The sequence below is a fragment of the Herbiconiux sp. FW305-C-125 genome, assembly GCF_058783455.1.
This window is the reverse complement of record NZ_JBYSYO010000002.1, coordinates 335,981-362,478: the sequence shown is the minus strand read 5'-3', so window position 1 is coordinate 362,478 and position 26,498 is coordinate 335,981. Positions and strand designations below refer to the sequence as shown.

General features: G+C 70.5%; 25 protein-coding genes and 1 tRNA gene. 24 read left to right on the top strand and 2 right to left on the bottom strand.

The annotated features are described in order from the left end of the window. Window positions 1-29 precede the first annotated feature (29 nt). The 23 genes from coaBC to AC3WLB_RS08970 all read left to right on the top strand — a co-directional run bounded on the left by coaBC (window position 30) and on the right by AC3WLB_RS08970 (window position 25,246). Window positions 30-1,244 carry a bifunctional phosphopantothenoylcysteine decarboxylase/phosphopantothenate--cysteine ligase CoaBC gene (gene coaBC, locus AC3WLB_RS09080; RefSeq protein WP_492505252.1) on the top strand — a complete coding sequence of 405 codons (1,215 nt, stop codon included), beginning with the start codon at window positions 30-32 and terminating at the stop codon, window positions 1,242-1,244. Continuing rightward, window positions 1,241-2,449: a methionine adenosyltransferase gene (gene metK, locus AC3WLB_RS09075; RefSeq protein ID WP_492505250.1), complete on the top strand. Its 1,209-nt coding sequence runs from the start codon at window positions 1,241-1,243 to the stop codon at window positions 2,447-2,449. The genes coaBC and metK overlap by 4 nt, the downstream gene beginning before the upstream one ends. 108 nt (window positions 2,450-2,557) lie before the next feature. Continuing rightward, entirely contained in the window at window positions 2,558-4,564 is a 2,007-nt protein-coding gene (locus AC3WLB_RS09070) for a primosomal protein N' family DNA-binding protein (RefSeq protein ID WP_492505646.1), read from the top strand. Beyond that, window positions 4,561-5,472, top strand: coding sequence for a methionyl-tRNA formyltransferase (gene fmt / locus AC3WLB_RS09065; protein WP_492505248.1), 912 nt, complete (start codon window positions 4,561-4,563; stop codon window positions 5,470-5,472). Before AC3WLB_RS09070 ends, fmt begins: the two co-directional genes overlap by 4 nt. Next, window positions 5,469-6,986 carry an RsmB/NOP family class I SAM-dependent RNA methyltransferase gene (locus AC3WLB_RS09060; RefSeq protein WP_492505246.1) on the top strand — a complete coding sequence of 506 codons (1,518 nt, stop codon included), beginning with the start codon at window positions 5,469-5,471 and terminating at the stop codon, window positions 6,984-6,986. Before fmt ends, AC3WLB_RS09060 begins: the two co-directional genes overlap by 4 nt. Before the next feature lie 102 nt (window positions 6,987-7,088). Beyond that, window positions 7,089-7,511 (top strand): hypothetical protein, encoded by a 423-nt coding sequence (locus AC3WLB_RS09055; RefSeq protein WP_492505244.1) that lies wholly within the window; start codon window positions 7,089-7,091, stop codon window positions 7,509-7,511. Then, a complete protein-coding gene (locus AC3WLB_RS09050; protein WP_492505242.1) occupies window positions 7,508-7,765 on the top strand; it encodes a hypothetical protein in 258 nt (85 codons plus the stop codon). The genes AC3WLB_RS09055 and AC3WLB_RS09050 overlap by 4 nt, the downstream gene beginning before the upstream one ends. After that, window positions 7,762-8,193 carry a PIN domain nuclease gene (locus AC3WLB_RS09045; RefSeq protein ID WP_492505240.1) on the top strand — a complete coding sequence of 144 codons (432 nt, stop codon included), beginning with the start codon at window positions 7,762-7,764 and terminating at the stop codon, window positions 8,191-8,193. Before AC3WLB_RS09050 ends, AC3WLB_RS09045 begins: the two co-directional genes overlap by 4 nt. Next, a complete protein-coding gene (gene rpe / locus AC3WLB_RS09040) occupies window positions 8,187-8,849 on the top strand; it encodes a ribulose-phosphate 3-epimerase (RefSeq protein WP_031282827.1) in 663 nt (220 codons plus the stop codon). Before AC3WLB_RS09045 ends, rpe begins: the two co-directional genes overlap by 7 nt. 18 nt (window positions 8,850-8,867) lie before the next feature. Next, window positions 8,868-9,131, top strand: a complete 264-nt coding sequence (locus AC3WLB_RS09035; protein WP_022896801.1) for a phosphoribosyl-ATP diphosphatase — start codon at window positions 8,868-8,870, stop codon at window positions 9,129-9,131. A gap of 49 nt (window positions 9,132-9,180) precedes the next feature. Beyond that, window positions 9,181-10,020, top strand: coding sequence for an ATP phosphoribosyltransferase (hisG, locus tag AC3WLB_RS09030; protein ID WP_492505237.1), 840 nt, complete (start codon window positions 9,181-9,183; stop codon window positions 10,018-10,020). Beyond that, window positions 10,020-10,790, top strand: a complete 771-nt coding sequence (gene hisF, locus AC3WLB_RS09025; protein WP_492505236.1) for an imidazole glycerol phosphate synthase subunit HisF — start codon at window positions 10,020-10,022, stop codon at window positions 10,788-10,790. Before hisG ends, hisF begins: the two co-directional genes overlap by 1 nt. Continuing rightward, window positions 10,787-11,143, top strand: a complete 357-nt coding sequence (hisI, locus tag AC3WLB_RS09020; RefSeq protein ID WP_022898277.1) for a phosphoribosyl-AMP cyclohydrolase — start codon at window positions 10,787-10,789, stop codon at window positions 11,141-11,143. Before hisF ends, hisI begins: the two co-directional genes overlap by 4 nt. A 32-nt stretch (window positions 11,144-11,175) precedes the next feature. Next, window positions 11,176-12,708 (top strand): anthranilate synthase component I, encoded by a 1,533-nt coding sequence (locus AC3WLB_RS09015; protein WP_492505234.1) that lies wholly within the window; start codon window positions 11,176-11,178, stop codon window positions 12,706-12,708. Then, entirely contained in the window at window positions 12,708-13,424 is a 717-nt protein-coding gene (locus AC3WLB_RS09010; protein ID WP_492505232.1) for a Trp biosynthesis-associated membrane protein, read from the top strand. The genes AC3WLB_RS09015 and AC3WLB_RS09010 overlap by 1 nt, the downstream gene beginning before the upstream one ends. A 69-nt stretch (window positions 13,425-13,493) precedes the next feature. Then, window positions 13,494-13,724, top strand: coding sequence for an HGxxPAAW family protein (locus AC3WLB_RS09005; protein ID WP_022896531.1), 231 nt, complete (start codon window positions 13,494-13,496; stop codon window positions 13,722-13,724). Window positions 13,725-13,728: 4 nt separating this feature from the next. Next, window positions 13,729-14,502, top strand: coding sequence for an indole-3-glycerol phosphate synthase TrpC (trpC, locus tag AC3WLB_RS09000; RefSeq protein ID WP_492505229.1), 774 nt, complete (start codon window positions 13,729-13,731; stop codon window positions 14,500-14,502). Beyond that, on the top strand, window positions 14,499-15,728 hold the full coding sequence (trpB, locus tag AC3WLB_RS08995) for a tryptophan synthase subunit beta (RefSeq protein ID WP_492505227.1): 1,230 nt from the start codon (window positions 14,499-14,501) through the stop codon (window positions 15,726-15,728). Before trpC ends, trpB begins: the two co-directional genes overlap by 4 nt. Continuing rightward, complete coding sequence (gene trpA, locus AC3WLB_RS08990; RefSeq protein WP_022897636.1) at window positions 15,725-16,525, top strand: tryptophan synthase subunit alpha; 801 nt, start codon at window positions 15,725-15,727, stop codon at window positions 16,523-16,525. Before trpB ends, trpA begins: the two co-directional genes overlap by 4 nt. A gap of 207 nt (window positions 16,526-16,732) precedes the next feature. After that, on the top strand, window positions 16,733-21,316 hold the full coding sequence (gene gltB, locus AC3WLB_RS08985) for a glutamate synthase large subunit (protein ID WP_492505225.1): 4,584 nt from the start codon (window positions 16,733-16,735) through the stop codon (window positions 21,314-21,316). Further along, on the top strand, window positions 21,309-22,766 hold the full coding sequence (locus tag AC3WLB_RS08980) for a glutamate synthase subunit beta (RefSeq protein ID WP_492505223.1): 1,458 nt from the start codon (window positions 21,309-21,311) through the stop codon (window positions 22,764-22,766). Before gltB ends, AC3WLB_RS08980 begins: the two co-directional genes overlap by 8 nt. 84 nt (window positions 22,767-22,850) lie before the next feature. Next, entirely contained in the window at window positions 22,851-24,296 is a 1,446-nt protein-coding gene (pyk, locus tag AC3WLB_RS08975; RefSeq protein ID WP_022897639.1) for a pyruvate kinase, read from the top strand. 185 nt (window positions 24,297-24,481) lie between these two features. Beyond that, the gene (locus AC3WLB_RS08970) at window positions 24,482-25,246 is read left to right on the top strand and encodes a hypothetical protein (RefSeq protein ID WP_492505221.1); all 765 of its coding nucleotides are present in this window, start codon (window positions 24,482-24,484) and stop codon (window positions 25,244-25,246) included. 16 nt (window positions 25,247-25,262) lie between these two features. Here AC3WLB_RS08970 and AC3WLB_RS08965 read toward each other — a convergent pair. Beyond that, a tRNA-Leu gene (locus AC3WLB_RS08965) sits at window positions 25,263-25,345 on the bottom strand. A gap of 39 nt (window positions 25,346-25,384) precedes the next feature. On the opposite strand from AC3WLB_RS08965, the gene AC3WLB_RS08960 reads away from it, so the two are divergent. Continuing rightward, window positions 25,385-25,990, top strand: coding sequence for a response regulator (locus AC3WLB_RS08960; protein WP_022897641.1), 606 nt, complete (start codon window positions 25,385-25,387; stop codon window positions 25,988-25,990). A 14-nt stretch (window positions 25,991-26,004) separates the two neighbouring features. Here AC3WLB_RS08960 and AC3WLB_RS08955 read toward each other — a convergent pair whose 3' ends face one another. After that, the gene (locus AC3WLB_RS08955) at window positions 26,005-26,421 is read right to left on the bottom strand and encodes a PaaI family thioesterase (protein WP_031283747.1); all 417 of its coding nucleotides are present in this window, start codon (window positions 26,419-26,421) and stop codon (window positions 26,005-26,007) included. Between the last annotated feature and the right edge of the window lie 77 nt (window positions 26,422-26,498).

The following is a 26,498-nucleotide window of genomic DNA, read 5'->3' as shown; positions in this document are numbered from 1 at the left end:
CGCATCAGCGCATCCGCATCGGCTCGCAATTGAACATCGTCGTCGGCATCACGGGTGGCATCGCGGCCTACAAGGCGGTGAACGTCATCCGGGGTCTGGTGCTCGAAGGGCACGACGTGCATGTCGTGGCGACCGAGGCGGCGTTGCGGTTCGTCGGCCGGCCGACGCTCGAGGCGATCTCGCGCAACACGGTGAACACCGACCTCTATGAGGCGGTGGCCGAGGTGCGGCACGTCGCCATCGGCCAGGCGGCCGACCTCATCGTCATCGTCCCTGCCACGGCGAACACCATCGCCAAGCTCGCGGCGGGACTCGCCGACGACCTGCTCGGCAACACGGTGCTCGCCTCGAAGGCGCCGCTGGTCATCGCGCCCGCCATGCACACCGAGATGTGGCAGAACCCGGCGACGGTCGCGAACGTGCGCACGCTCGAATCGCGCGGTGTGCACCTGGTCGGCCCGGTGAGCGGGCAGTTGACCGGCAAGGACTCGGGCCCCGGGCGGATGGCCGAGCCCGACGACATCGTGCGTGAGGCGCTGGCCGTCGCGGCGCACGCGCATCCGCTCGATTTCCAGGGGCGCTCGGTGCTGGTGACCGCCGGCGGGACCAGGGAGCCACTCGACCCCGTGCGCTTCCTCGGCAACCGCTCGAGCGGGCGGCAGGGGGTGGCGCTGGCGCGGGCCGCGGCAGCGCGTGGCGCCCGCGTGACGCTGATCGCGGCGCACGTGGAGGTGCCGTTGCCGCACGACGCCGGCATCGACGTGCTGCGGGTGGAGACGGCCGCCGAACTACTGGCCGCCGCCGAAGCCGCCGCGCCGCAGCACGACCTCGTCATCATGGCGGCGGCGGTGGCCGACTACCGGCCGGTCGTCATCTCGGACGACAAGATCAAGAAGTCCGACGCGGGGGAGCAGCTCACGCTGCAGCTCGTGCAGAACCCCGACATCCTGGCCACTCTCTCGGCCGCCGAACGCAACGGCAGGCTCATCGTCGGCTTCGCCGCCGAGACGGCGACCGATCGCGACGAGCTGATCGCACTCGGCCGCGCGAAGATCGCCCGCAAGGGCTGCGACTACCTCGTGGTGAACGGGGTCGGCTGGACGACCGGGTTCGCGCAGAGCGACAACGCCGTGACCGTTCTCGACGCGGCCGGCGCTATAGTTCTCGAGGCATCGGGAAGCAAAACGTCGGTGGCTGATGACATCCTCGAAGTGTTCGCCACCGCCCTATCTGGAGCAGCATGACCTCTCTTCGCCTGTTCACCTCCGAGTCCGTCACCGAAGGCCACCCCGACAAGATCTGCGACCAGATCTCCGACAGCATCCTCGACGCGCTGCTCGCGGTCGACCCGCACTCCCGGGTGGCCGTGGAGACGCTCGTCACCACAGGTCTCGTGCACGTGGCGGGCGAGGTGACGACGAAGGGGTACGTGGAGATCCCGGCGATCGTGCGGGAGAAGATCACCTCCATCGGCTACACCTCCTCCGACGTGTGGTTCGACGGCCGCTCCTGCGGTGTCTCGGTCTCGATCGGCGGGCAGTCGCCCGACATCGCCCAGGGCGTCGACAACGCGTTCGAGACCCGTGAGGGGTCGTCCACCGACGAGATCGACCGGCAGGGCGCCGGTGACCAGGGCATCATGTTCGGCTACGCCACCACCGAGACCCCGCAGCTCATGCCGCTGCCGATCTGGCTGGCGCACCGGCTCTCCGAGCGGCTCGCCGCCGTGCGCAAGGAGGGCGTGCTCGACTACCTGCGCCCCGACGGCAAGACCCAGGTCACCATCGGCTACGACGGCGTGGTGCCGAAGACGGTCGACACCGTGGTGCTCTCCACCCAGCACTCGCCCCGGGTCGGTCTCGACCAGCTGCGGCACGACGTCGAGCAGACCGTCATCCGGCCCGTGCTCGATGCGGCCGAGGAGGGCGGGCTGAAGCTCGACTCGTCCGACGTGCGGGTGCTGATCAACCCGACCGGGGTGTTCGAGATCGGCGGCCCGCAGGGCGACGCCGGCCTCACCGGGCGCAAGATCATCGTCGACACCTATGGTGGCGCGGCGCGTCACGGCGGCGGCGCGTTCAGCGGCAAAGACCCGTCGAAGGTCGACCGCTCGGCCGCGTACGCCATGCGCTGGGTGGCCAAGAACGCGGTCGCAGCGGGCCTCGCCTCGCGGCTCGAGGTGCAGATCGCCTACGCCATCGGCAAGGCCGCTCCGGTGGGCTTCTACGTCGAGACCTTCGGCACCGGCGTCGTGTCCGACCAGGTGATCACCGACGCGCTCCGCAGCGTCTTCGACCTGCGGCCGGCCGCGATCATCGAAGACCTCGACCTGCTTCGGCCGATCTATGCGCGCACCGCCACCTACGGCCACTTCGGTCGCGAACTCCCCGAGTTCACCTGGGAGCGCCTCGACCGGGTCGAGGAGCTCCGCGCCGCCGCGGGTCTGTAGGGGCGTCATGAGAGACGCGCCGTGAGCACGCCCGGCGTGGCTGTGGCGGCGGAAGAACCCACCCCGCCGTCGCTGGAATCCGGGAGCCCGGTGCTCGTGGCACGGGTGATGCTGGAGTCCCCGCTGCCGCAGTTGGACCGGTTGTTCGACTATCGTGTGCCGCCCGCGCTGGCACCGGATGCCCGGCCTGGTGTGCGGGTCAAAGTGCCGTTGCGCTCGGCTGGGCGGACGGCGCGGGGCTACATCGTCGACCTGGTCGAACCCGGCCGGGACGCGGGCCCGGGGGAGTTCGGCGGGTCGCTCAGCGAGCTTGAGGAGATCGTGTCGCCACTGCCCGTGCTCGCCCCGGAGGTGTGGGCGCTCGCACGTCGCCTCGCCGACCGGGCCGCCGGCAGCGCCTGCGACATCGTGCGACTGGCCATCCCGCCGCGCTTCGTGCGGGTGGAGAAAGCGTTTCTGGCGCGGCAGGGGGCTGAGCGCGCCTCGTCGCCGCTCGCCGGCGCATCCGTCGTCGACCCGCCCGTCCTCACCGGGTACACGGCCGCCGACGCGGCCCACCTGGCCGAGTCGGGAGCCCGGGCGGCGATTGACGCGATCGCGACCGTCGTGCCCGTGCGCACCGCCGACGACACCGCGCACACGGTCGGCCATTGGGCGCTCACCGTGGCCGAACTCGCGGCGGCGGTGTTCCGCGGCGGCGAATCGGTGATCGTCGCCGTGCCCGACTACCGCGACCAGATCGCGCTCGAGCAGGCGCTCTCGCACGAGGGCGTCGGCAATGCCGTGGTGCCCCTCGACGCACGGCAGGCGCGGAGCGACCGGTACGCCCACTTCCTCACCGCCCTCGACGGCGCCCCGCACATCGTGGTGGGAAACCGGTCGAGCATCTACGCACCGGTGTCACGGCTCGGCCTCATCGTGGTGTGGGACGAGGGGGACTCCCTGCAGAGCGAACCGCACGCGCCGTACGTGCACGTGCGCGATGCCGCGCTGGTGCGACAGGAGCAGTCGGGTTGCCGTCTCGTGTTCATCGCGCACTCGCGCAGCACCGAGGTCGAGCGGCTCGTGGAGATCGGGTTCCTGCACCAGGTCTTCCCGGCCCCGCGCTACCTCCCGCGCGTGGTGCCGACGGCGGAGCAGGCCGACGCGGATGCGCCGCAGAACGCCGCCCGCATTCCCTCCGCCGCGTGGCAGGTGGCCCGCGCGGCGCTGGAGTCGGGGCCGGTTCTGGTGCAGGTCGCACGCCCCGGGTACGCGCCCGTGCTGGCCTGCCAGACCTGCCACGCGCCCGCGGGCTGCACCGTGTGCGGCGGGCCGCTGCACGTCGCCCGCGCCGGTCAGCGGCCCTCCTGCACGCTCTGCGGCGCCATCGCCACGAACTGGGTCTGCTCGCACTGCCAGGGCACCACGTACCGTTTCGCGTCGATCGGGGCGGGGCGCACGGCCGACGAACTCGGGCGTGCCTTCCCCGGCACGCGGGTGATCGTGTCCGACGGCGAGCGCACCGTGCTCACCGTGGACGACCGGCCGGCGCTCGTGGTGGCGACCCGGGGCGCCGAACCGATCGCGTCCGGCGGCTACCGTGCGGTGCTCCTGCTCGACGGACCACGGATGCTCGCGCGGGAGTCGCTCCGGGTGGCGGAGGACTGCCTGCGCTGGTGGTCGAACGCGATCGCCCTCTCGGCGCCGCGCGCCACGAACGTGCTGGTCGGTGTCGGCGGAGAACTCGCCCGGGCCCTCGTCACCTGGCAACAGGAGGCGGTGGCGGGCTCTGAGCTCGCCGATCGGAGGCGGCTGCGCTTCCCGCCCGCGGTGCGCATCGCGACGGTCACGGGGGCACCGGACACGGTGCAGACGGCGCTGACGGACCTCCGGGGTCTCATGACCGACGCCGAATGGGCGAAGATGGACACGCTGGGTCCGGTGCCGGCCGACGACGGTACCGTGCGCGCGATCGTGCGGTTCGATTACGCGGTGGGCGCATCCGTCGCCCGTCACCTGCGGGCGCTGGTCGTGAAGAATGCGACCAGCCGCCGGGCCAAGGCCGGGCGCACCGGGTTCCGCCCACCACCGACCCTGCGGGTGCGGTTCGACGATTCGGAGATCATGGAATGAGACTCGTGTTCGCGGGCACCCCCGCCGTGGCGGTGCCGAGCCTCGAAACCCTGGCCGCACGCCACGAGGTCGTGGCGGTGATCACCCGGGCCGACGCCCCGCTCGGCCGCAAACGCGTGCTGACGCCGTCGCCGGTGGCGGTCGCGGCCACGGCGCTCGGGGTGCCGGTGATCAAGGCGAACCGGCTCGACGAAGAGGTGACCACTCAGGTCGCCGCGCTGTCGCCCGACCTGGGCGTGATCGTCGCCTACGGCGGACTCGTGTGGGAGCCTCTGCTCAGCACGCCGGCGCGGGGCTGGATCAACCTGCACTTCTCGTTGCTGCCCCGCTGGCGCGGTGCCGCGCCGGTGCAGTGGGCGGTCATCTCGGGCGACACCACGACCGGCGCCACCGTGTTCCAGCTGCAGCCCGGGCTCGACGACGGGCCCGTCTGGTCGAGCTCGACCACCCCGATCGCGCCGCACGAGACATCCGGGAACCTGCTGGGGCGCCTGGCCGATGCGGGCGCCGAGCAGCTCGCCGACACCGTCGACGCCATCGCGGGCGGAGCGTCGCCGCGGGAGCAGTCGGGCGAGGTCACGCTGGCACCCAAGCTCGGCATCGACGATGCCCGGCTCGACTTCAGTCAGCCGCTCGAGGTGGTGTACGCGCGGTTGCGCGGGGTGACGCCGGAGCCGGGGGCGTTCACCGAGATCGACGGGGTGCGGGTGAAGGTGCTCGAGGCGGCGCCGGCGCGCGACCGGGCGCGCCTTGATCCGGGCGTCGTGGAGGCCGCGGGGCGGCACGTCTACGTGGGCACCGGCGGTGCGCCGCTGGAGCTGGTGACCGTGCATCCGGCCGGGAAGAAACCGATGGCGGCGGCCGACTGGTGGCGCGGAGCGGGAGCGGAACGGATGGTGGCACGATGAGCGGCGACGCGGATGCCGGGGGCGGCCGGCGCGACGCCAGAGCCGGCGGGCGACGCGACGCGGGATCGGGCGGTGGCGCCGGTCGTCGCGGGCCGCAGCGGCGGAAACCGGCGACCCCCCGCCCGGCGCCCGGGCCCGTGCAGCCCGCGCGGCGGATCGCGCTCGAGGTGATCACGGCGGTGCGCGCCGACGACGCCTACGCCAACCTGCTGCTGCCGTCGAAGATCGCCGCGGCGCACCTGGACCCGGCTGATGCCGGCCTTGCGACCGAGCTCACCTATGGCACCCTGCGGATGCGCGGCTACTACGACCGGGTGATCGAGCTGGCCTCGGGCCGGCCGATCGACGAGATCGACGGACCGGTGCGGGACGTGCTCGAACTCGGCTGCCATCAGATCCTCTCGCTGCGGGTGGCGCAGCACGCCGCCGTCAACGAGTCGGTGGAGCTCGCCCGGCAGGTCGCGTCGCGATCGGCGACCGGGTTCGTGAACGGTGTGCTCCGGGCCATCACCCGTACCCCGGCGAGCGAGTGGCTCGAACGGGTCCTGGCCGCGGCATCCGACGACGACGAGCGGCTCGCCGTGGCGGCGTCGCATCCGGCCTGGGTGATCCGGGCGTTCCGCCGCGCCCTGGCGGCGGACGGCGTGACCGGCGACGAGCTCGCGGCGCAGCTCGGCGAACTGCTCGAGGCCGACAACACGCCCGCCCGACTGAGCCTCGCGGCGCTGCCCGGACTGGTCGACCGGGAGGCGGTTGGGCACGGCACCCTGCCTTCGGCGCTCTCGCCGATCGGCCTGCTCGCCCCCACGGGCGACCCGGCCGGCATTCCCGCCGTGCACGAAGGAACGGCCCGGGTACAGGACGAGGGGTCGCAACTCGCGGCCCTCGCGCTCACCCGGGCGCGCCCGATCACGGGCGGCGAGCGCTGGCTCGACCTGTGCGCCGGGCCCGGCGGCAAGACAGCCGTCCTCGCGGCCGAGGCGCGGCTCGGCGGGGCCACCGTGATCGCCAACGAGCCGGTGGCCGCCCGGGCCGGGCTGGTGCGGCGCGCGGTGGCGGCCCTGCCCGATGCGCCGGAGGTCTGGGAGCGGGACGGCACGATCATCGGCGCCGAGGAGCCGGAATCGTTCGATCGCATCCTGGTCGATGCGCCCTGCACCGGGCTCGGCGCGCTGCGGCGACGGCCGGAGGCGCGCTGGCGCAAGACGCCGGGCGATGTCGCCGCGCTGGTGGCGTTGCAGCAGGAGCTGATCGACTCCGCAGTGCGAGCGCTGAAGCCCGGCGGGCTACTGGCGTACGTCACCTGCTCCCCGCACGTGGGGGAGACGCGCGGGCAGGTTCAGGGTGCGCTGCGCCGGTGGGACGGCGCGCTCGAGCAGCTCGACACGCAGGCGGTGCTGCGCGAGGTCACCGCCGGCACCGTGGTGCTCGGGGCGCCGGATGCGGCGGTGCAGCTGTGGCCGCACCGCAACACCACCGATGCGATGTTCGTGGCGCTGTTCCGCAAGCTCTGACCGCGCCCGACCACTTCCTCACAATGGGCGCGGCCCAGCGCGCTGTCCACAGATTCGGCCGAACCGCTCAGCGGCGCTCGCGTGACGGGCATCGTAGAGCCCATGCACAGCCCCAGCACGCCGGCCCAGATCGCCGCCCAACCGCCCATCCGTTCCGACACCGACGTGATCGAGCTGGTGAGCTCGCTGGTCGGGCCGGCCGATCGTCGCCAGTTCTGGTTGATGTTCCTCGGGTCGGACGACCGGCCGGTGCCGCTGATCGTGCCCTGCGCCGGCTTCGCGCTCGACCCGGCCACCAACGAACTCGACGACCTCGGAGCGCGCGCGTGCGGCATCGCCGCGATGGTGGGCGCGGCGAGCATCGTGCTGACCTGGGAGCGGCCCGGCGAACCCGTGCTCGACGACACCGAGCGTCGCGCGGTCCATGCCCTCGCGGCGGCGATCGCCGGCCGTGGAGTCGTCGTGCGCGGCTGCTTCCTCAGCCACTCGAACGGCGTCGTGCGAGTAGCCGAGAAGTCCTCATGAGTGTGGTAACCTCGCCGGTGGCGAAGGGAGCCATCAGCACCGACATCATCATCTCCGACCTCTCCGACGACATCGTCGCCGCCCTCGACGAGATCGCCGAGCGGTGCGCGATGTCCCGCGAAGACTTCATCGGCGCCGTGCTGGCGCGAGAAGCGCGCAAGCCGCCACTGACTGCCGAGCAGCGGAGGGAGTGGCGCGAGGGTTGCCAGCGGTTGTCGCGTCTGTCCGAGTCCTCTCGCGGCTCCGCCTCATGAACGAGAAGCGATGGCTCATGGACACATCGGCGTTGGTTCGACTGTCTCGAAGCCCTGATGGCCCGACGTGGAATGAGCGCACGGCACGTGGCCTGGTCGGGATGTGCACCGCGTCGCGACTCGAAATCGGTGTGACCGCTCGATCGGCCCTGGAATGGAAGCGCATCATGGCCTCGCCTCCGGTCTCAGAGCTGGTGCTCGAACTCGTCACGCCCGCGGTGGAAATTCGCGCGGTGGAGATTCAGCGCCTGCTCGCTGAGCGCGGCCACCATCGGGCGGCCTCGGCCGTCGACATCCTCACAGCAGCCATGGCGGAAATCAACCATCGCATCGTGTTGCACGTCGACAGGGACTTCGAGTTGATCGCGGGGGTGACCGGGCAGGCGGTGGAGCGATTGCCGGCGGGCGATAGGGTCGGAGGGTGGTAGTGCGTATCAACCCCAGCATCCTGGCCGCCGACTTCGCGAACCTCGAGGCGGAGCTCGGGCGCATCAGCAACGCCGACCTGGCGCACATCGACGTCATGGACAACCACTTCGTGCCGAATCTCACCATCGGGCTGCCAGTGGTGGAACGACTGCAACAGGTGTCGCCCGTGCCGCTCGACCTCCACCTCATGATCGACGACCCGGCGCGCTGGGCACCGCTGTACGCCGAGACCGGCGCCTACTCGGTCACCTTCCACGCCGAGGCCACCGATGACCCGGTGGCGGTGGCGCGGAGCCTCCGCGAGCGGGGCGCCCGCGCCGGCATCGCCGTCAAGCCCGGCACCGCCGTCGAGCCCTACCTGGAGCTCCTGCCCGAATTCGACATGGTGCTCGTCATGACCGTCGAGCCGGGCTTCGGCGGCCAGTCGTTCATGCCCGAGACCATGCCCAAACTCGGCGTTCTCGCGCAGGCGGTGCGTGCCTCGGGCATCGACGTCTGGCTGCAGGTCGACGGCGGCATCAACGACGACACCATCGCCATCGCCGCCGAGGCGGGTGCCGACACCTTCGTGGCGGGCTCCAGCGTCTTCGGCGCCGAGAGCGCCTCGGCGCAGGTCGACCGGCTGCGGTCGCTCGCGGCCCGGCACACCCACTGACACCGGTACCCTGGACTCGTGAAGACATTCGACGAGCTGTTCCTCGAGCTCTCCGCGAAAGCGGTCGAGCGCCCCGAGGGTTCGCGCACCGTGCGTGAACTCGACGGTGGTGTGCACACGATCGGCAAGAAGATCGTGGAGGAGGCCGCCGAGGTGTGGATGGCCGCCGAATACGAATCCGACGAGAACGCGGCCGAGGAGATCTCGCAGCTGCTCTACCACCTGCAGGTCATGATGCTGGCGAAAGGGCTCACCCCGGCCGACATCTACCGACATCTGTGACGGCAGAGCCTCCCACCCCCCCCTCTCACTTCTTCACCGAAAGACCCCCATGCTCAAGATCGCCGTGCCCAACAAGGGCTCGCTCTCCGAGACCGCCGCCCAGATGCTCGCCGAGGCCGGTTACATCGGCCGCCGCGACCCGCGGGAGCTCGTCACCCTCGACCCGCGCAACGACGTCGAGTTCTTCTACCTGCGCCCCCGTGACATCGCGACCTACGTCGGCTCGGGCGCGCTCGACGTCGGCATCACCGGCCGCGACCTGCTGCTCGACTCCGAGTCCACCGCCACCGAGACCGCCGCCCTCGACTTCGGCGAATCCACCTTCCGCTTCGCCCGCCCTGAGGGCACGGCGATCGAGCTGGCCGACCTCCAGGGCGCACGGGTGGCGACCAGCTACCCCGGTCTGGTCGGGGCGTTCCTCGCCCGGCACGGCATCACGGCCACCCTCATCCGCCTCGACGGCGCGGTGGAGTCCGCCGTGCGACTCGGCGTGGCCGATGCGGTGGCCGACGTCGTCTCCACCGGCGGCACCCTGCGCAAGGCGGGCCTCGAGATCTTCGGTCCGGTCATCCTCGAGTCCACCGCGGTGCTCATCAGCTCCGGAACCGAGCACCCCGGCGCCGAGACCCTGCTTCGCCGGCTGCAGGGCGTCCTGGTCGCCCGCCAGTACGTGCTGATGGACTACGACGTACCGGTGGCGCAGCTCGACGAAGCAGTGGCGCTCACGCCCGGCATCGAGTCGCCGACCATCTCGCCGCTGCACGACGCGGAGTGGGTGGCGGTTCGGTCGATGGTGCCGCGGCTCGACACGAACCACGTGATGGACGCGTTGTACGCCGTCGGCGCGCGCGCCATCCTGGTCAGCCCGATTCACGCCGCGAGGATCTGATGAGCCTCGCGGTACGTGTCATCCCCTGCCTCGACGTGGCGGCCGGCCGCGTGGTGAAGGGCGTGAACTTCGAGAACCTGCGCGACGCCGGCGACCCGGTGGAGCTCGCGGCGCTCTACGCCGCGCAGGGTGCCGACGAGCTCACCTTCCTCGACGTCACGGCCACGGTGGATGCGCGCGACACCATGTACGACGTGGTGCGGCAGACCGCCCAGCAGGTCTTCATCCCGCTCACCGTCGGGGGCGGCGTGCGCAGCACCGACGACGTGGCACGACTGCAGGCGCACGGCGCCGACAAGGTGGGCGTGAACAGCGCCGCCATCGCCCGGCCGGAGCTGATCGACGAGATCGCCGACCGCTTCGGCGCTCAGGTGCTCGTGCTCTCGCTCGACGTGAAGCGCACGGCGCCGAGCGCGACCATCCCGTCGGGCTTCGTGGTCACCACCCACGGCGGCCGGCGCGAGACCGAACTCGATGCGCTCGACTGGGCCCGCCAGGCGATCGAGCGCGGCACGGGCGAGCTGCTGGTGAATTCGATCGACGCCGACGGCACCAAAGACGGCTTCGACCTCGAGCTGGTGCACTTGATGCGCGAACTGAGTTCGGTGCCGGTCATCGCCTCGGGCGGTGCCGGCCGGGTGGAGCACTTCGGCCAGGCGATCGCGGCGGGGGCGGATGCGGTGCTCGCCGCATCCGTGTTCCACCTGCGCGAGATGACGGTCGGCGATGTGAAGGACGAATTGCGGAAAGACGGGGTGGTGGTGCGATGAACGACGTGGAAGCCGTGCTCGAGCGCGCGACGTTCGACGAGGCGGGCCTGCTGCCGGCGATCATCCAGCAGTGGGACACCAAGGAGGTGCTGATGCTCGGCTACATGAACGCCGAAGCACTGCGCCGCACCCTCACCGAGGGTCGCGTCACCTTCTGGTCGCGCTCGCGGCAGGAGTACTGGCGCAAGGGCGACACCTCGGGCCACGTGCAATTCGTCAAGGGTGCGGCGCTCGACTGCGACGACGACACCCTGTTGGTGCAGGTCGACCAGATCGGCGCCGCATGCCACACAGGCGCGCGCCGGTGTTTCGACGTCGACCCGCTGCAGCCGGTCATCGGACCGGTGGAGTGAAACCGCTGCCGACCTGAAATACTCATGAGACCATGACTTCCACCGCACAGAACTCGACCACGCGTGCCGAGTTCGGGCAGCTGCACGCGAGCCACCGGGTCATCCCGGTGACCCGCGAGCTGTTCGCCGACGGCGAGACCCCGGTAGGCATCTACCGCAAGCTCGCCGACGGCCGCCCGGGCACCTTCCTCCTCGAATCCGCGGAGCAGGGCGGCATCTGGTCGCGGTTCTCGTTCATCGGCGTCTCGAGCTTCGGGCTGCTCACCGAGCAGGACGACCGGGCCGTCTGGCTCCCGCTCGGTCTCGATGAGCAGCGCGCCTTCCCGGCCGGCCTCCCCGAGGGCCCGCTCGAGGCGCTGAGTGCGCTCTACGAGTTCTGGAAGACCCCGGCGGTCGACTCGCACCCTCCGCTCACCGGGGGACTCGTCGGCTTCATCGGCTGGGAGTCGGTGCGGCAGATCGAGCGCCTGCCGAACCGCCCGCCGGCCGACTACCGCATGCCGAGCCAGGGTCTCTCCTTCGTCTCCGAGATCGTGGTCGTCGACCACAGCAACGGCACGATACAGCTGCTCGTGAACGTCCTCACCGACGACGACACCCCGGCGGACGAGCTGTGGAGCAACGCGCAGGCACGTCTCGACGAGCTGCAGAACGCGCTCGCCCAGCCGGCCGAGGCGTGGCTCGCCACCGTCGACTTCGCGGCCACGGGCGAGCCGCGGCACCGCACCGACCGCGACGACTTCCTCGGGGCGATCGAGGTCGCCAAGGAGCACATCCGCGAGGGCGACATCTTCCAGGTGGTGATCTCGCAGCGGTTCGAGCTCGACACCACTGCGCATCCGCTCGACGTCTACCGGGTGCTGCGCACGCTCAATCCGAGTCCGTACATGTACCTGCTCAGCCTCGTCGACACCGACGGCACGCCCTACGAGATCGTCGGGTCGAGCCCCGAGGCCCTGGTGAAGGTGGAGCGCGGGCGCGCGCACACGCATCCGATCGCCGGGTCGAAGCCTCGCGGGGCGACAGCGCAGGAGGATCTCGAGCTCGAGCACGAGCTGCTCGGCGACCAGAAGGAGAAGGCCGAGCATCTGATGCTGGTCGATCTCGCGCGCAACGACCTGCTGAAGGTGTGCGAGGCGAACTCCGTCGAGGTCACCGAGTTCATGCGCGTGGAGCGGTTCAGCCATATCATGCACATCGTGTCGTCGGTCGAGGGGCAGATCCGGGACGGCTTCGACGCGATCGACGTCTTCCGGGCCACCTTCCCGGCCGGCACCCTGTCGGGCGCCCCGAAGCCACGGGCGCTGGAGATCATCGACGCCCTCGAACCCGCCCAGCGCGGACTCTACGGGGGAGTGGTGGGCTACTTCGGGTTCGGCGGCGACGCCGACCTCGCCATCGCCATCCGCACCGCGACCATCCGCGACAGCGTCGCCCGCGTGCAGGCGGGCGGCGGCCTCGTCGCCGACTCCGACCCGGCGAGCGAGTTCCAGGAGTCGCAGAACAAGGCGGCGGCCCCGTTGCGTGCCGTCGCCGTGGCGAACGCGATGACGAGAGTGCGCTGATGACCAGCACCGCGGCGGATGCGCGCACCGGCTCCCCGGTGCGCCCCGGCCGCCGTGTCAAGACGCTGGCGATCCTCGCCGTCCTGGTGCTGAGCGGACTCACCTTCCTCGCCTGGTCGCAGTCGTGGGGGTCGCTCACGATCGTGGGCGGGTCGACCAGCGCCGCCACGCTCGACGTGCCGGGGTCGGTCGCCGCGCCGGCGCTCTCCGCCCTCGCCCTCGCGGGCATCGCCCTCGCCGGCGCGCTCGCGATCGCCGGGCCGATCATCCGCATCGTGCTGGGTGCCCTGGAGGTGCTGCTCGGCGCGAGCGTGCTCGCCTCCGCGATCGGCGCCCTCACCGATCCGGTCGCCGCGGGTGCCGCGGTGGTCACGACCAGCACCGGGGTCGCCGGCACCCAGTCGGTGCGCGACCTCGTGACCGAGAGCACCACCACGCCGTGGGCGGCTGTGACCGTGGGTCTCGGTGCCCTGATGATCGTGGCCGGGCTCTTCGTGATCGTCACCGTGCGTCGCTGGCCGGCCGCCGGCCGCAAGTACCAGGCGGTGGCGTTCGAGGCCGAGGACGGCCGGCGCAGCGCCGACCCGGCCGACTTCTTCGAGGACGAGACGGCGCCGGAGGAGCGGTCGGGCGGCAGTCCGACCGCGACGGCGGCACGCGACGCGGCGGTCGACGACTGGGACAGCCTCACCCACGGCACCGACCCCACCCGCTGAATCCCGAACCGCCCGCCGCGGCCCGGTAGACTCGGTGAGTACGACCACTTGTGAGACAGGAAGCGATCGATGAGCTCTGACGTTGAAGAACTAGGCGAAGGCCACTCTCCCGCCGCATGGACGGCCGTCATCGTGTCGCTCCTCGGCATCGCCATCGGCACCGTGGCCTTCGTGCTCGACATCCAGTGGCTGGTCTGGGGCGGCGCGGGCCTCGCGGTCGTGGGCTTCATCCTCGGCTGGGTGCTCGCCAAAGCCGGCTACGGCGTCAACGGATCGCGCGTCGCGCACAAGGAGCACTGACTCCGTGCTCGCCGATCTCGTAGCCGGAGCGCTCGAGGATGCGGCGGAGCGACAGAACACACGCAGCCTCGAGGTGGTGGAGGCCGCCGCGACTGCGGCGCCGCCCGCGCTCGACGCCCTGTCGTTCCTCGCGCCCGCCGAGAACGTGAAGATCATCGCCGAGGTGAAGCGTGCCAGCCCCTCGCGCGGCGCGCTGGCGACGATCGCCGATCCAGCCGACCTCGCCGCACGGTATGCCGCCGGAGGCGCCGGGGCGATCAGCGTGCTCACCGAGCAGCGGCGGTTCAAAGGCTCGCTCGACGACCTCGTCGCCGTGCGCGCCGCGGTCGACATCCCGGTGCTCCGTAAGGACTTCATCGCCACCGAGTACCAGGTGCTGGAGGCCCGAGCCGCCGGCGCCGATCTGGTGCTGCTCATCGTGGCCGCACTCGACCAGCCGACCCTCGTCCGACTGCACGAGTTCGTCACGTCGCTGGGTATGACGCCGCTGGTCGAGACCCACGACGAGGCCGAGGTCTCGCGTGCCGTCGACCTGGGTGCCCGGCTCGTGGGCGTGAACGCCCGCAACCTCAGCACTTTCGAGCTCGACATCGACCTGTTCGGCCGGCTGGCCGACCGCATCCCGGCGGGCACCGTGAAGGTGGCCGAGTCGGCCGTCTCCACCGCCGCCGACGTCGCCCACTACCGGTCGGCCGGTGCCGACGTGGTGCTGGTCGGCGAAGCCCTCGTCACGGGGAACGACCCCGAGGCGACACTGAAGGAGTTCCTCGCCGTATGACCGACGTCTCCCACTCGCTCCGTGCCGAAGCCGGGCCGTTCTTCGGCGAATTCGGTGGCCGGTTCATGCCCGAGTCGCTCATCGCCGCGCTCGACGAACTCGACGAGGCCTACCAGCTGGCCAAGCTCGATCCCGCGTTCCACGAGGAACTGGCCGCGCTCGGCCGCACCTACACGGGCCGTCCGTCGATCCTCACCGAGGTGCCGCGCTTCGGCCGGCACGCCGGCGGTGCTCGCGTCATCCTGAAGCGCGAAGACCTCAACCACACCGGGTCGCACAAGATCAACAACGTTCTGGGGCAGGCTCTCATCGCGCGGCGCATCGGCAAGACGCGCCTCATCGCCGAGACCGGCGCCGGCCAGCACGGCGTGGCGACGGCCACCGCGGCGGCACTGTTCGGCATGGAGTGCGTCGTCTACATGGGCGAGGTCGACACCGAGCGCCAGGCCCTCAACGTGGCCAGGATGCGCCTGCTCGGCGCCGAGGTCATCCCGGTGAAGAGCGGCACCCGGACGCTCAAGGACGCCCTGAACGAGGCCTTCCGCGACTGGGTCGCGAACGTCGAGAACACCCACTACCTCCTCGGCACGGTCGCCGGCCCGCACCCGTTCCCGGTGATGGTGCGCGACTTCGTGAAAGTCATCGGCGAAGAGGCGCGCCAGCAGGTGCTCGAGCTCACCGGAGCGCTGCCGGACGCGGTCACCGCGTGCGTCGGCGGAGGTTCGAACGCGATCGGCATCTTCCACGCCTTCCTCGACGACACCTCCGTCGGCCTCTACGGCTACGAGGCCGCCGGGCTCGGCGCCGACACCGAGAAGCACGCGGCCACCATCACGAAGGGCCGCCCGGGCGTCTTGCACGGCTCGCGCAGCATCATGCTGCAGGATGCCGACGGGCAGACCCTCGACTCGCACTCCATCTCCGCCGGGCTCGACTACCCGGGCGTCGGCCCGGAGCACGCCTGGCTCGCCTCCATCGGCCGGGCGAATTACCGGCCGATCACCGACGCCGCCGCGATGCAGGCCTTCCGGCTGCTCTGCAGCACCGAGGGCATCATCCCGGCGATCGAGTCCGCGCACGCGCTGGCCGGCACCCTCGAACTCGGCCGCGAGCTGGGGCCCGATGCCACCATTCTGGTGTCGCTCTCCGGTCGCGGCGACAAAGACGTCGAGACCGCGGGCCGCTACTTCGACGTGCTCGACGAGCAGGGGAACGCCAAGGTATGAGCCAGATCATCCACGAGTCGCCGGTCGCGAGCACCATCGCCGCCGCCAACGCCGAGCGGGCCGGTGCACTGGTGGGCTACCTGCCGGTCGGCTTCCCGTCACTCGACGCGAGTGTCGACGCCGCGGTCGCCCTGGTCGAGAACGGCGTCGACGTGCTCGAACTCGGTCTGCCCTACTCCGACCCGGTGATGGACGGCCCGGTGATCCAGGCCGCCACGCTTGCCTCGCTCCAGGCCGGGTTCCGGTTGACCGACGCGTTCACAGCGGTCGAGCGCATCCGTGCCCGCGTCGACGCCCCGGTGCTCCTCATGACGTACTGGAACCCGGTACTCCAGTACGGCGTCGACCGCTTCGCCGACGACCTCGCCGCAGCCGGTGGGGCCGGGCTCATCACGCCCGACCTCACGGTCGACTCCGGCGCCGACTGGCTGGCCGCGAGCGACCGCACGGGCCTCGACCGCGTGTTCCTGGCCGCGCCCACCTCCACCGACGCCCGGCTGCGCCTGGCGGTGGAGAACAGCCGCGGCTTCGTCTACACCGTCTCGACCATGGGCATCACGGGCGCTCGTGCCGACCTCGACGCGGCCGCCCGCACGCTCGTCGCCCGCCTGCGCGAGCAGGGCGCCGACAGCCTGGCAGTCGGCATCGGCGTGTCGACGGCCGAGCAGATCGCCGAGATCCTGGGCTACGCCGACGGCGCCATCGTGGGTTCGGCCCTCGTCAAGGCCCTGGCCGACGGCGGTGTGGCCGCCGTGGGCCGGCTCGCCGCGGAGCTGGCCACCGGCACCGGACGCTGAACGCGGCGCGGGGCGGGGCGGCGCGGCGAGGCTGCGGGGGCTCTGGATCGTCTGCGGTCGCCGCTGCGGTAGGATCGATCGACCCGAGCGCCACAAGTGAAGTCGGAGCCAATTCCACAATCCGCGAAGATCTGCCGCGGAAATCCTTGAAATTCATGGGCCATCGTCGTCCCAGTTCCCTAAGTTCCACGTAGAGGACGGTTCTCTATGGCCAGTCAGCCGAGTCACAGTTTCAGCTTCAGCGCACTCCCGCCTGCCCAGGGCCTGTACGACCCGGCGGCCGAGAAGGACGCCTGCGGCCTGGCCATGGTGGCGACGCTGCGCGGCACCGCGGGCCACGACATCATCGACACCGCGCTCGGTGCCCTCCGCAACCTCGAACACCGCGGCGCCATCGGCTCGGATGCGGGCACCGGCGACGGCGCGGGCATCCTGACCCAGATTCCGGATGCGTTCCTGCGCGCCGTCGCGCCCGTCGAGTTGCCGCCGGTCGGCCGGTACGCGGTGGGCAACGCCTTCCTGCCGCTGGACGCGGGGGAGCGGCAGCAGGTGATGGACCACATCGCCGATCTCGCCGAGCAGGAAGACCTGCGCATCCTCGGCTGGCGTGAGGTGCCCGTGCGCCCGGACGAGCTCGGCCGGCTGGCCCGCGACGCCATGCCCGCCATCTGGCAGCTGTTCGTGCAGTCGGTGCGCACCACCGAGTCGGGTGCGACGCTCTCCGACCTGCCGCTCGACCGGCAGGCGTTCCGACTGCGCAAGCGCGCCGAGCTCGAGCACCAGGTGTACTTCATGTCGCTGTCGTGCCGCACCATCACCTACAAGGGAATGGTGACCACGCTCCAGCTCGAGCCGTTCTACCCCGACCTCTCCGACGAGCGGTTCGCGTCGAAGCTCGCCTTGGTGCACTCGCGCTACTCCACCAACACCTTCCCGTCGTGGCCGCTGGCGCAGCCGCTGCGCATGATGGCGCACAACGGCGAGATCAACACGGTGCAGGGCAACCGCAACTGGATGCGCGCCCGGCAGTCCCAGCTCGAATCGGAGCTGCTCGGCGACCTCTCGCCGCTGTACCCGATCGTCACCCCCGGCCTCAGCGACTCCGGCTCCTTCGACGAGGTCGTCGAGCTGCTGACCCTCGCCGGCCGGTCGCTGCCGCACGCCATCATGATGATGGTGCCCGAGGCGTGGGAGAACCAGTCCGACTTCGAAGACGCCCGGCGCGCGTTCTACGAGTACCACTCCATGCTGATGGAGCCGTGGGACGGCCCGGCCGCACTCATCTTCACCGACGGCACGCTCGCCGGCGCGACGCTCGACCGCAACGGCCTCCGCCCTGGGCGGTACCTGATCACCGACGACGGCCTGGTCATCCTCGCCAGCGAGATCGGCGTGAGCCCCGACATCGAGCCGTCGCGCGTGGTGCGGAAGGGGCGGCTGCGCCCGGGCAAGATGTTCCTCGTCGACACGGCGGCCGGCCGGCTGATCGAAGACGACGAGATCAAGGCGGAACTCGCCGCGGCAGAACCCTACGGGGAGTGGCTCGACGAGGGGCGCATCAACCTCCGCGACCTCCCGGAGCGCGAGCACATCGTGCACACGCCCGCATCCGTCACCCGGCGTCAGCGCACCTTCGGCTACACCGAGGAGGAGGTGCGCATCCTGCTCACCCCGATGGCGAAGAACGGTGCGGAGCCGCTCGGCGCCATGGGTTCGGACACCCCCATCGCCGTGCTCTCGGACCGGCCGCGGCTCTTGTTCGACTACTTCACCCAGCAGTTCGCGCAGGTGACGAACCCGCCGCTCGACTCCATCCGCGAGGAGGTCGTGACGAGCCTGCGACTCGGGCTCGGCCCGGAGCGCAACCTGCTCGACGCCACACCCGAGCACACCCGCCAGGTCATCCTCGACTTCCCGGTGATCGACAACGACGAGCTGGCGAAGATCCAGCACATCGACCCGTCGTCCGGCAGCCGGCTCACCACGACCATCAAGGGTCTGTACCGGGTCGACGAGGGGCCGAAGGCGATGCAGAACCGCATCGCGGCGATGTGCGCCGAGGCCGACGAGGCGATCGAGCGCGGGGCGCAGTTCATCGTGCTCTCGGACCGCGACTCCAACAAAGACCTGGCCCCGGTGCCCTCGCTGCTCATGCTCGCCGGTGTGCACCACCACCTCATCCGCCAGCAGACCCGCATGAAGGTGGGCCTGATCGTCGAGGCGGGTGACGTGCGCGAGGTGCATCACGTGGCGCTGCTCATCGGCTACGGCGCGTCGGCGGTCAACCCGTACCTGGCGATGGAGACCTGCGAGAACCTCGTCCGCTCGGGCGAGATCTCCGGCGTCACGCCCGAGAAGGCCGTCAAGAACCTGATCAAGGCGCTCGGCAAGGGCGTGCTCAAGATCATGTCGAAGATGGGCATCTCCACGGTCTCCTCCTACGCGGGGGCGCAGACCTTCGAGGCCGTTGGCCTTTCGCCGGAGTTCGTGGCGGAGTACTTCACCGGTACCTCGTCGAAGCTCGGCGGCGTCGGCATCGATGTGATCGCCGCGGAGAGCGCGGCGCGGCACGCGGCCGCCTACCCGGAGGACGGCGCCATCACGGTGCACGAGCCGCTCGCGGTCGGCGGCGAGTACCAGTGGCGGCGCGAGGGCCCGCCGCACCTGTTCAACCCCGACACCGTGTTCCGGCTGCAGCACGCCACCCGGGCCAGGCGGTACGACATCTTCCGCGAGTACACGAAGCTCGTCGACGACCAGGCCGAGAACCTCATGACGATGCGCGGTCTGTTCAAGCTGCGCACGGGCATCCGCCCCGCCGTGCCGATCGACGAGGTCGAGCCGGTGGAGTCGATCGTGAAGCGGTTCTCCACGGGTGCGATGAGCTACGGCTCCATCTCGAAGGAGGCGCACGAGACGCTCGCGATCGCCATGAACCGGCTCGGCGCGAAGTCGAACACCGGTGAGGGCGGCGAAGACGTCGACCGGCTGCTCGACCCGGAGCGGCGTTCGGCGATCAAGCAGGTCGCATCCGGGCGGTTCGGGGTGACGAGCATGTACCTCACGCACGCCACCGACATCCAGATCAAGATGGCGCAGGGCGCCAAGCCCGGCGAGGGCGGTCAGCTGCCGCCCACGAAGGTCTACCCGTGGGTGGCGCGCACCCGGCACGCGACCGCCGGCGTCGGGCTCATCTCGCCCCCGCCGCACCACGACATCTACTCGATCGAAGACCTCAAGCAGCTCATCTTCGACCTCAAGCGCGCCAATCCGGATGCCCGGGTGCACGTCAAGCTCGTGTCGCAGAACGGCATCGGGGCGGTTGCCGCCGGTGTCACGAAGGCGCTGGCCGACGTGGTGCTGGTGTCGGGTCACGACGGCGGCACGGGCGCGAGCCCGCTCAACTCGCTCAAGCACGCGGGCACGCCCTGGGAGATCGGCCTGGCCGAGACCCAGCAGACCCTCATGCTGAACGGGATGCGCGACCGCGTCGTGGTGCAGGTCGACGGCCAGATGAAGACAGGGCGCGACGTCGTGATCGGTGCGCTGCTCGGTGCCGAGGAGTACGGCTTCGCGACGGCGCCGCTCGTGGTGGAAGGCTGCATCCTGATGCGCGTCTGCCATCTCGACACCTGCCCGGTGGGCGTCGCGACGCAGAACCCCGAGCTGCGGGCGCGCTTCAGCGGCAAGCCGGAGTTCGTGGTGAACTTCTTCGAGTTCCTCGCCCAGGAGGTGCGGGAGTACCTCGCCGAGCTCGGGTTCCGCAGCCTCGAGGAGGCCATCGGCCACAACGAGCTGCTCGACATGAACGCGGCGATCGACCACTGGAAGGCCGACGGTCTCGACCTCGCCCCGGTGCTGGTCGGCCCGCACTTCGAGCCCGACGAGCCGCGCTCGAACCACCGCAAGCAGGAGCACGAGCTCGAGAAGCACTTCGACCAGCGCCTCATCCACGAGGCGGTCGCGGCGCTCGATCACGGCGAGCCGGTGGCGATCACGCTGCCGATCCGCAACACCGAGCGCGCGGTCGGCACCATGCTCGGCCACGAGGTCACCAAGCGTCACGGCGAGCAGGGGCTGCCCGACGGCACCATCCAGGTGACGCTGCTCGGCTCGGCCGGGCAGTCGCTCGGCGCGTTCCTGCCGTCGGGCATCACGCTCCGGCTCGAGGGCGACTCGAACGACTACGTCGGCAAGGGCCTCTCGGGTGGTCAGATCATCCTGCGCCCCGACCGCCACTCGGTCTTCCCGGCCGAGCGCAACGTCATCGCCGGCAACGTCATCGGCTACGGTGCCACCCGGGGCAGCATGTTCCTGCGCGGCATCGTGGGGGAGCGCTTCCTGGTGCGCAACTCCGGGGCGACCGCGGTCGTCGAGGGCGTGGGCGATCACGCGCTGGAGTACATGACCGGCGGGCTCGCCCTCATCCTGGGCTCCACCGGGCGCAACCTCGGCGCCGGCATGTCGGGCGGCACCGCCTACGTGTACGACCTGCACGAGGAGCGGGTGAACTCGGACTCCCTCGCCTCCGGCGAGCTGCAGCTGCTGCCGCTCGGCGGCGCCGACGTGGAGATCGTGCGCGACCTGCTCGAGCGCCACGAGGCCGAGACCGGATCGCCGCTGGCGGCACGGATGCTCGCCGATTTCGACCAGACGATCGCCTCCTTCGTGAAGGTGCTGCCGCGCGACTACGCCGCGGTGCTCGCCACACGGCAGGAAGCGGTCGAAGAAGGACTCGACCCCGACGGCGACGTCGTCTGGGGGCGCATTTTGGAGGTGACGGGTGGCTGATCCGAAGGGCTTCCTGAAGACGCAGGAGCGCGAGCTCCCCGCCCGCCGGCCGGTGTCGGTGCGGCTCATGGACTGGAAAGAGGTCTACGAGCAGGGCGACATGGCCACCGTCCGGCGACAGGCCGGGCGCTGCATGGACTGCGGCATCCCGTTCTGTCACCACGGCTGCCCGCTCGGCAACCTGATCCCGGAGTGGAACGACTTCACCCGGCGCGACGAGGGTCGCCAGGCGATCGAGCGGTTGCACGCCACCAACAACTTCCCCGAGTTCACCGGGCGGCTGTGCCCGGCGCCGTGCGAGGCATCCTGCGTGCTGGGCATCAACCAGCCGCCGGTCACCATCAAGCAGGTCGAGGTCTCCATCATCGACCAGGCGTTCGCGAACGGATGGGTCACCCCGCACCCGCCCGAGCGCCTCACCGGCAAGACGGTCGCCGTGGTCGGCTCGGGCCCCGCCGGTCTCGCAGCCGCCCAGCAGCTCACCCGGGCCGGGCACACGGTCGCGGTCTACGAGCGCGACGACCGCATCGGCGGACTGCTGCGCTACGGCATCCCCGACTTCAAGATGGAGAAGCGGCACCTCGAGGGCCGGCTCACCCAGATGATGGCGGAGGGCACCCGCTTCCGCGCCGGCATCGAGATCGGCGTCGACATCTCGTGGGACGACCTGCGCGCGCGCTACGACGCCGTGATCGTCTGCACCGGCGCCACGGTGCCGCGTGACCTGCCCATCCCGGGCCGCGACCTCGACGGCGTGCACTTCGCCATGGAGTACCTCGTGCAGCAGAACAAGGTGGGCGCGGGCGACGACATCCTCGGCCAGATCACCGCCGAGGGCAAGCACGTCGTGGTGCTCGGCGGCGGCGACACCGGTGCCGACTGCATCGGCACGGCCCACCGGCAGGGTGCTCTCTCGGTCACGAACCTCGCCATCGGCAAGCAGCCGCCGGTCGAGCGCCCCGAGAACCAGCCCTGGCCGATGTTCCCGACGCTGTTCGAGGTGTCCAGCGCCCACGAGGAGGGCGGCGAGCGCACCTTCCTGGCCTCGACCGTCGAGTTCCTCTCGAACGAGTCGGGCGAGGTGCGGGCCATCCGCGTGGCCGAGACCGAGTTCCTCGACGGCCGGCGGGTGCCGAAGGCCGGCACCGAGCGTGAGATCCCGGCCGACCTGGTGCTGCTCGCGCTCGGCTTCACCGGTGCCGAGGCCGACGACATCACGGGCCAGCTCGGCACCCGCTTCGACCAGCGGGGCAACATCGAGCGCGACGGCGACTACCAGAGCACCGCCCCCGGCGTCTTCGTCGCCGGCGACGCGGGCCGCGGCCAGTCGCTGATCGTGTGGGCGATCGCCGAGGGGCGCGCCGCGGCATCCGCCGTCGACCGTTACCTCGAGGGCGAGACGGAGCTGCCGTTCCCGGTGAAGCCCACCGACCGCGCCATCTCGATCTGATAGCCTCCCCGACAACTCCACCGACGATCACCTCCACCACCACCACCATGCGCTCCGGCGCAGAACTCGGAGTAGTACACACTGATGAGACGCGCGAAAATCGTCGCCACCCTCGGGCCGGCGACGTCGACCTATGAGACCATCCGAGCGATCATCGATGCGGGCGTCGACGTCGCCCGGATGAACCTCAGCCACGGCAGCTACGACGTGCACGAGGAGGTCTACCGCAACGTGCGGCAGGCGGCAGACGACTCCGGCCGGGCCGTGGCCGTTCTGGTCGACCTGCAGGGGCCGAAGATCCGGCTCGGCAAGTTCGAGAACGGGCCCTACGACCTCGCCGAGGGCGACATCTTCAAGATCACCGTCGAGGACATCATCGGCAACAAGGAGATCTCCTCCACCACGTTCAAGGGTCTGCCCCAGGACGTGAAGCCCGGCGACCCCCTGCTCATCGACGACGGCAAGGTCACGCTGCGCGTGCTCGAGACCGACGGCACCGTGGTGACCACCAAGGTCGAGGTGCCGGGTGCCGTGTCGAACAACAAGGGCATCAACCTGCCCGGCGTCGCCGTGAACGTGCCGGCGATGTCGGAGAAGGACATCGCCGATCTCCGCTGGGGTCTCAAGCTCGGCGCCGACCTGATCGCGCTCTCCTTCGTCCGGAACGCCGCCGACGTCGAGCTCGTGCACGAGATCATGGCCGAGGAGGGGCGCAAGGTCCCCGTCATCGCGAAGATCGAGAAGCCCCAGGCGGTCGACAACCTCGAGGAGATCATCGACGCCTTCGACGGCATCATGGTCGCCCGCGGCGACCTCGGCGTGGAGCTGCCGCTCGAAGCCGTCCCGATCGTGCAGAAGCACGCCATCGAGCTCTCGCGGCGCATGGCGAAGCCGGTCATCGTCGCCACCCAGGTGCTCGAGTCGATGATCTCCTCGCCCCGCCCCACCCGCGCCGAGGCGTCCGACTGCGCCAACGCGGTGCTCGACGGCGCCGACGCGGTCATGCTCTCCGGCGAGACCAGCGTGGGTGAGTTCCCGGTGATCACGGTGCAGACGATGGCCCGCATCATCGAGTCGACCGAGGAGCACGGGCTGGAGCGCATCCCCGCGCTCGGCACGAAGCCGCGCACCCAGGGCGGCGCGGTCACGCTCGCCGCCGCCGAGGTCGGCGACTTCGTCGGTGCGAAGTTCCTCTGCGTGTTCACCGAGTCGGGCGACTCCGTGCGCCGCATGACCCGGCTGCGTTCCACCATCCCGATCCTCGGATTCACGCCGCTACCGGGCATCCGCAACCGCATGGCGCTGAGCTGGGGCGTGCAGTCCTACCTCGTGCCCCGCGTGACCCACACCGACGAGCTGATGGTGCAGGTCGACGACGTGCTGCTCGGCCTCGGCCGCGCTCAGCTCGGCGACAAGGTCATCGTGATCTCCGGTTCCCCTCCCGGCGTCGCCGGCACCACCAATGACATGCGCGTGCATGTCATCGGCTCCGCGCACAACCCGCTGCGCCCGGAGACCTTCGACAACTGACCCTCTGCGCGGATGCGCGGAGCCGGCTCAAGATTCGGCCAGGATTCGATCAGCCTTTGATCGGGTCCTGGCCGATTTCCGTCAAGCGGGCTTTTCGCGGTGTTAGTTTCGGGCGTTCCCACTCGTCCTCGGGCCTTCCCACCCGACGACCCCGCCCGTCCGACCCGACCCGAAGGCACCCGCACATGACCCGATCCCGACTCGCCCTGCGCGCCCTCAGCGCCGGAGCCGCTCTCGCGACCGTGGCCGCCCTCTCCGGCTGCTCCGCCGTCCTCCCGCTGTTCGGCATCCAGCCCACCCCGCCCGCACCTGCCGCGCTCGAGGGCACCACCTCCACGAGCGCTCCAGCCGCCGACAGCAGCCTGCAGTTCGCGTCGGTGTTCACCGACATGGGCTCCGTGCACCCCACCGTCGACATCGCCGACCAGCTGCAGCTGCGGCTCGACGTCTGGACCGAGCAGAAGACGCACGAGTGGACCCCGGATGCCGACAAGCGGTTCTCGTTCGTCATCGGCGTCTACGACCAGCGGGTGCCCGCTGAAGCACCCTTCGACCAGAAGCGCCGGGTGTACATGTCGAACATCACCGTGTCGGCGCAGACGACGGCAGTGAGCGGCGCGGCGGAGTCGCCGTACCTCCTGAACACCGACCCGCTGAAGGTCACCCTCGATCCGGAGGCGCTTCGCTCGGAGCAGGGCCTGGGGCTCCTCATCACCTCGCCCAAGGGCGGCTTCCAGCTGGAGTCGCAGCAGATCGGCGTGCTGGCCGCGGACACCGAGGGGCTGATGCTCGACTTCGCGATGCAGATCTCGTACGAGACCGCGCCGCTGTCGAACAGCTACACCACGCAGGTGGTGCACCAGTACGTACCGGTGGCGATCTTCTCGGAGCTGCCGCCGGCTCCCGTGCCGTCGGCGACCGCAACCCCCACCCCCATCCCGGGGAACTGAGGGGGCTCGTGCACGGTACCGGTGGTGGGACTCGAACCCACACGCCCTCACGGACAACGCATTTTGAGTGCGTCGCGTCTGCCATTCCGCCACACCGGCTTGCTACGAGCGAGCTCCAGAATACCGTAGGGTTGAATCGTGACTGACCAAGAATCGACGACAGCAGTGCCCCGCCGGGTCGTGGTGGCCGAAGACGAATCGCTGATCCGCCTCGACATCGTCGAGATCCTGCGCGACAACGGCTTCGATGTCGTGGGTGAGGCCGGCGACGGCGAGACCGCGGTCGCCCTCGCCACCGAGCTCCGGCCCGACCTCGTCATCATGGACGTCAAGATGCCCCAGCTCGACGGCATCTCGGCCGCCGAGCGGTTGTCGAAAGACCACATCGCCCCGGTCGTGCTGCTCACCGCCTTCAGCCAGAAGGAGCTCGTCGAGCGCGCTACTGAAGCCGGCGCCCTGGCCTACGTGGTGAAGCCGTTCACCCCGAACGACCTGCTGCCGGCGATCGAGATCGCGCTGTCGCGGTACGCGCAGATCATCACGCTCGAGTCGGAGGTCGCCGACCTGGTCGAGCGCTTCGAGACGCGCAAGCTCGTCGACCGCGCCAAGGGCCTGCTGAACGAGAAGATGGGGCTCACCGAGCCCGAGGCGTTCCGCTGGATTCAGAAGGCGTCGATGGATCGCCGTCTCACCATGCACGATGTCGCCCAGGCGATCATCGAGCAGCTGAGCCCGAAGAAGTAGCTCGGCCCTCGCCGCTACTTCGTCTCGAAGACCTGTCCTTCGGGCCGGTCCTTGATGAAGTTCGTCATCCGCACCGTCGACAGCCGGCGACCGTTCTCGTCGCTGATCGCGATCTCGTGCGTCACGAGCGTGCGGCCGAGGCTGATCGCCGTGCAGACGCCGGTGACCCAGCCCGCAGTGGCCGAGCCGGAGTGGCTGGCATTGATCTCGATGCCGACGGCGATCTTCGTCGGACCGGCGTGCAGGTTCGCTGCGGTCGAGCCGAGGCTCTCGGCCAGCACCACATAGGCGCCGCCGTGCACGAGGCCGAGCGGTTGCGTGTTGCCCTCAACGGGCATCCGGGCCACCGAGCGCTCGGGCGAGAGCTCGAGGAACTGGATGCCCATCCGCTCCGCTAGGGCGCCGATCCCGCGGTAGCCGAACACCTCCATGACGTCGAGCGGAAGCGGTTCCTGCTGGTCGCCGGGAGCGGATTCGGGCAGCGTCATCGTCGGGGATCCTGAACTCT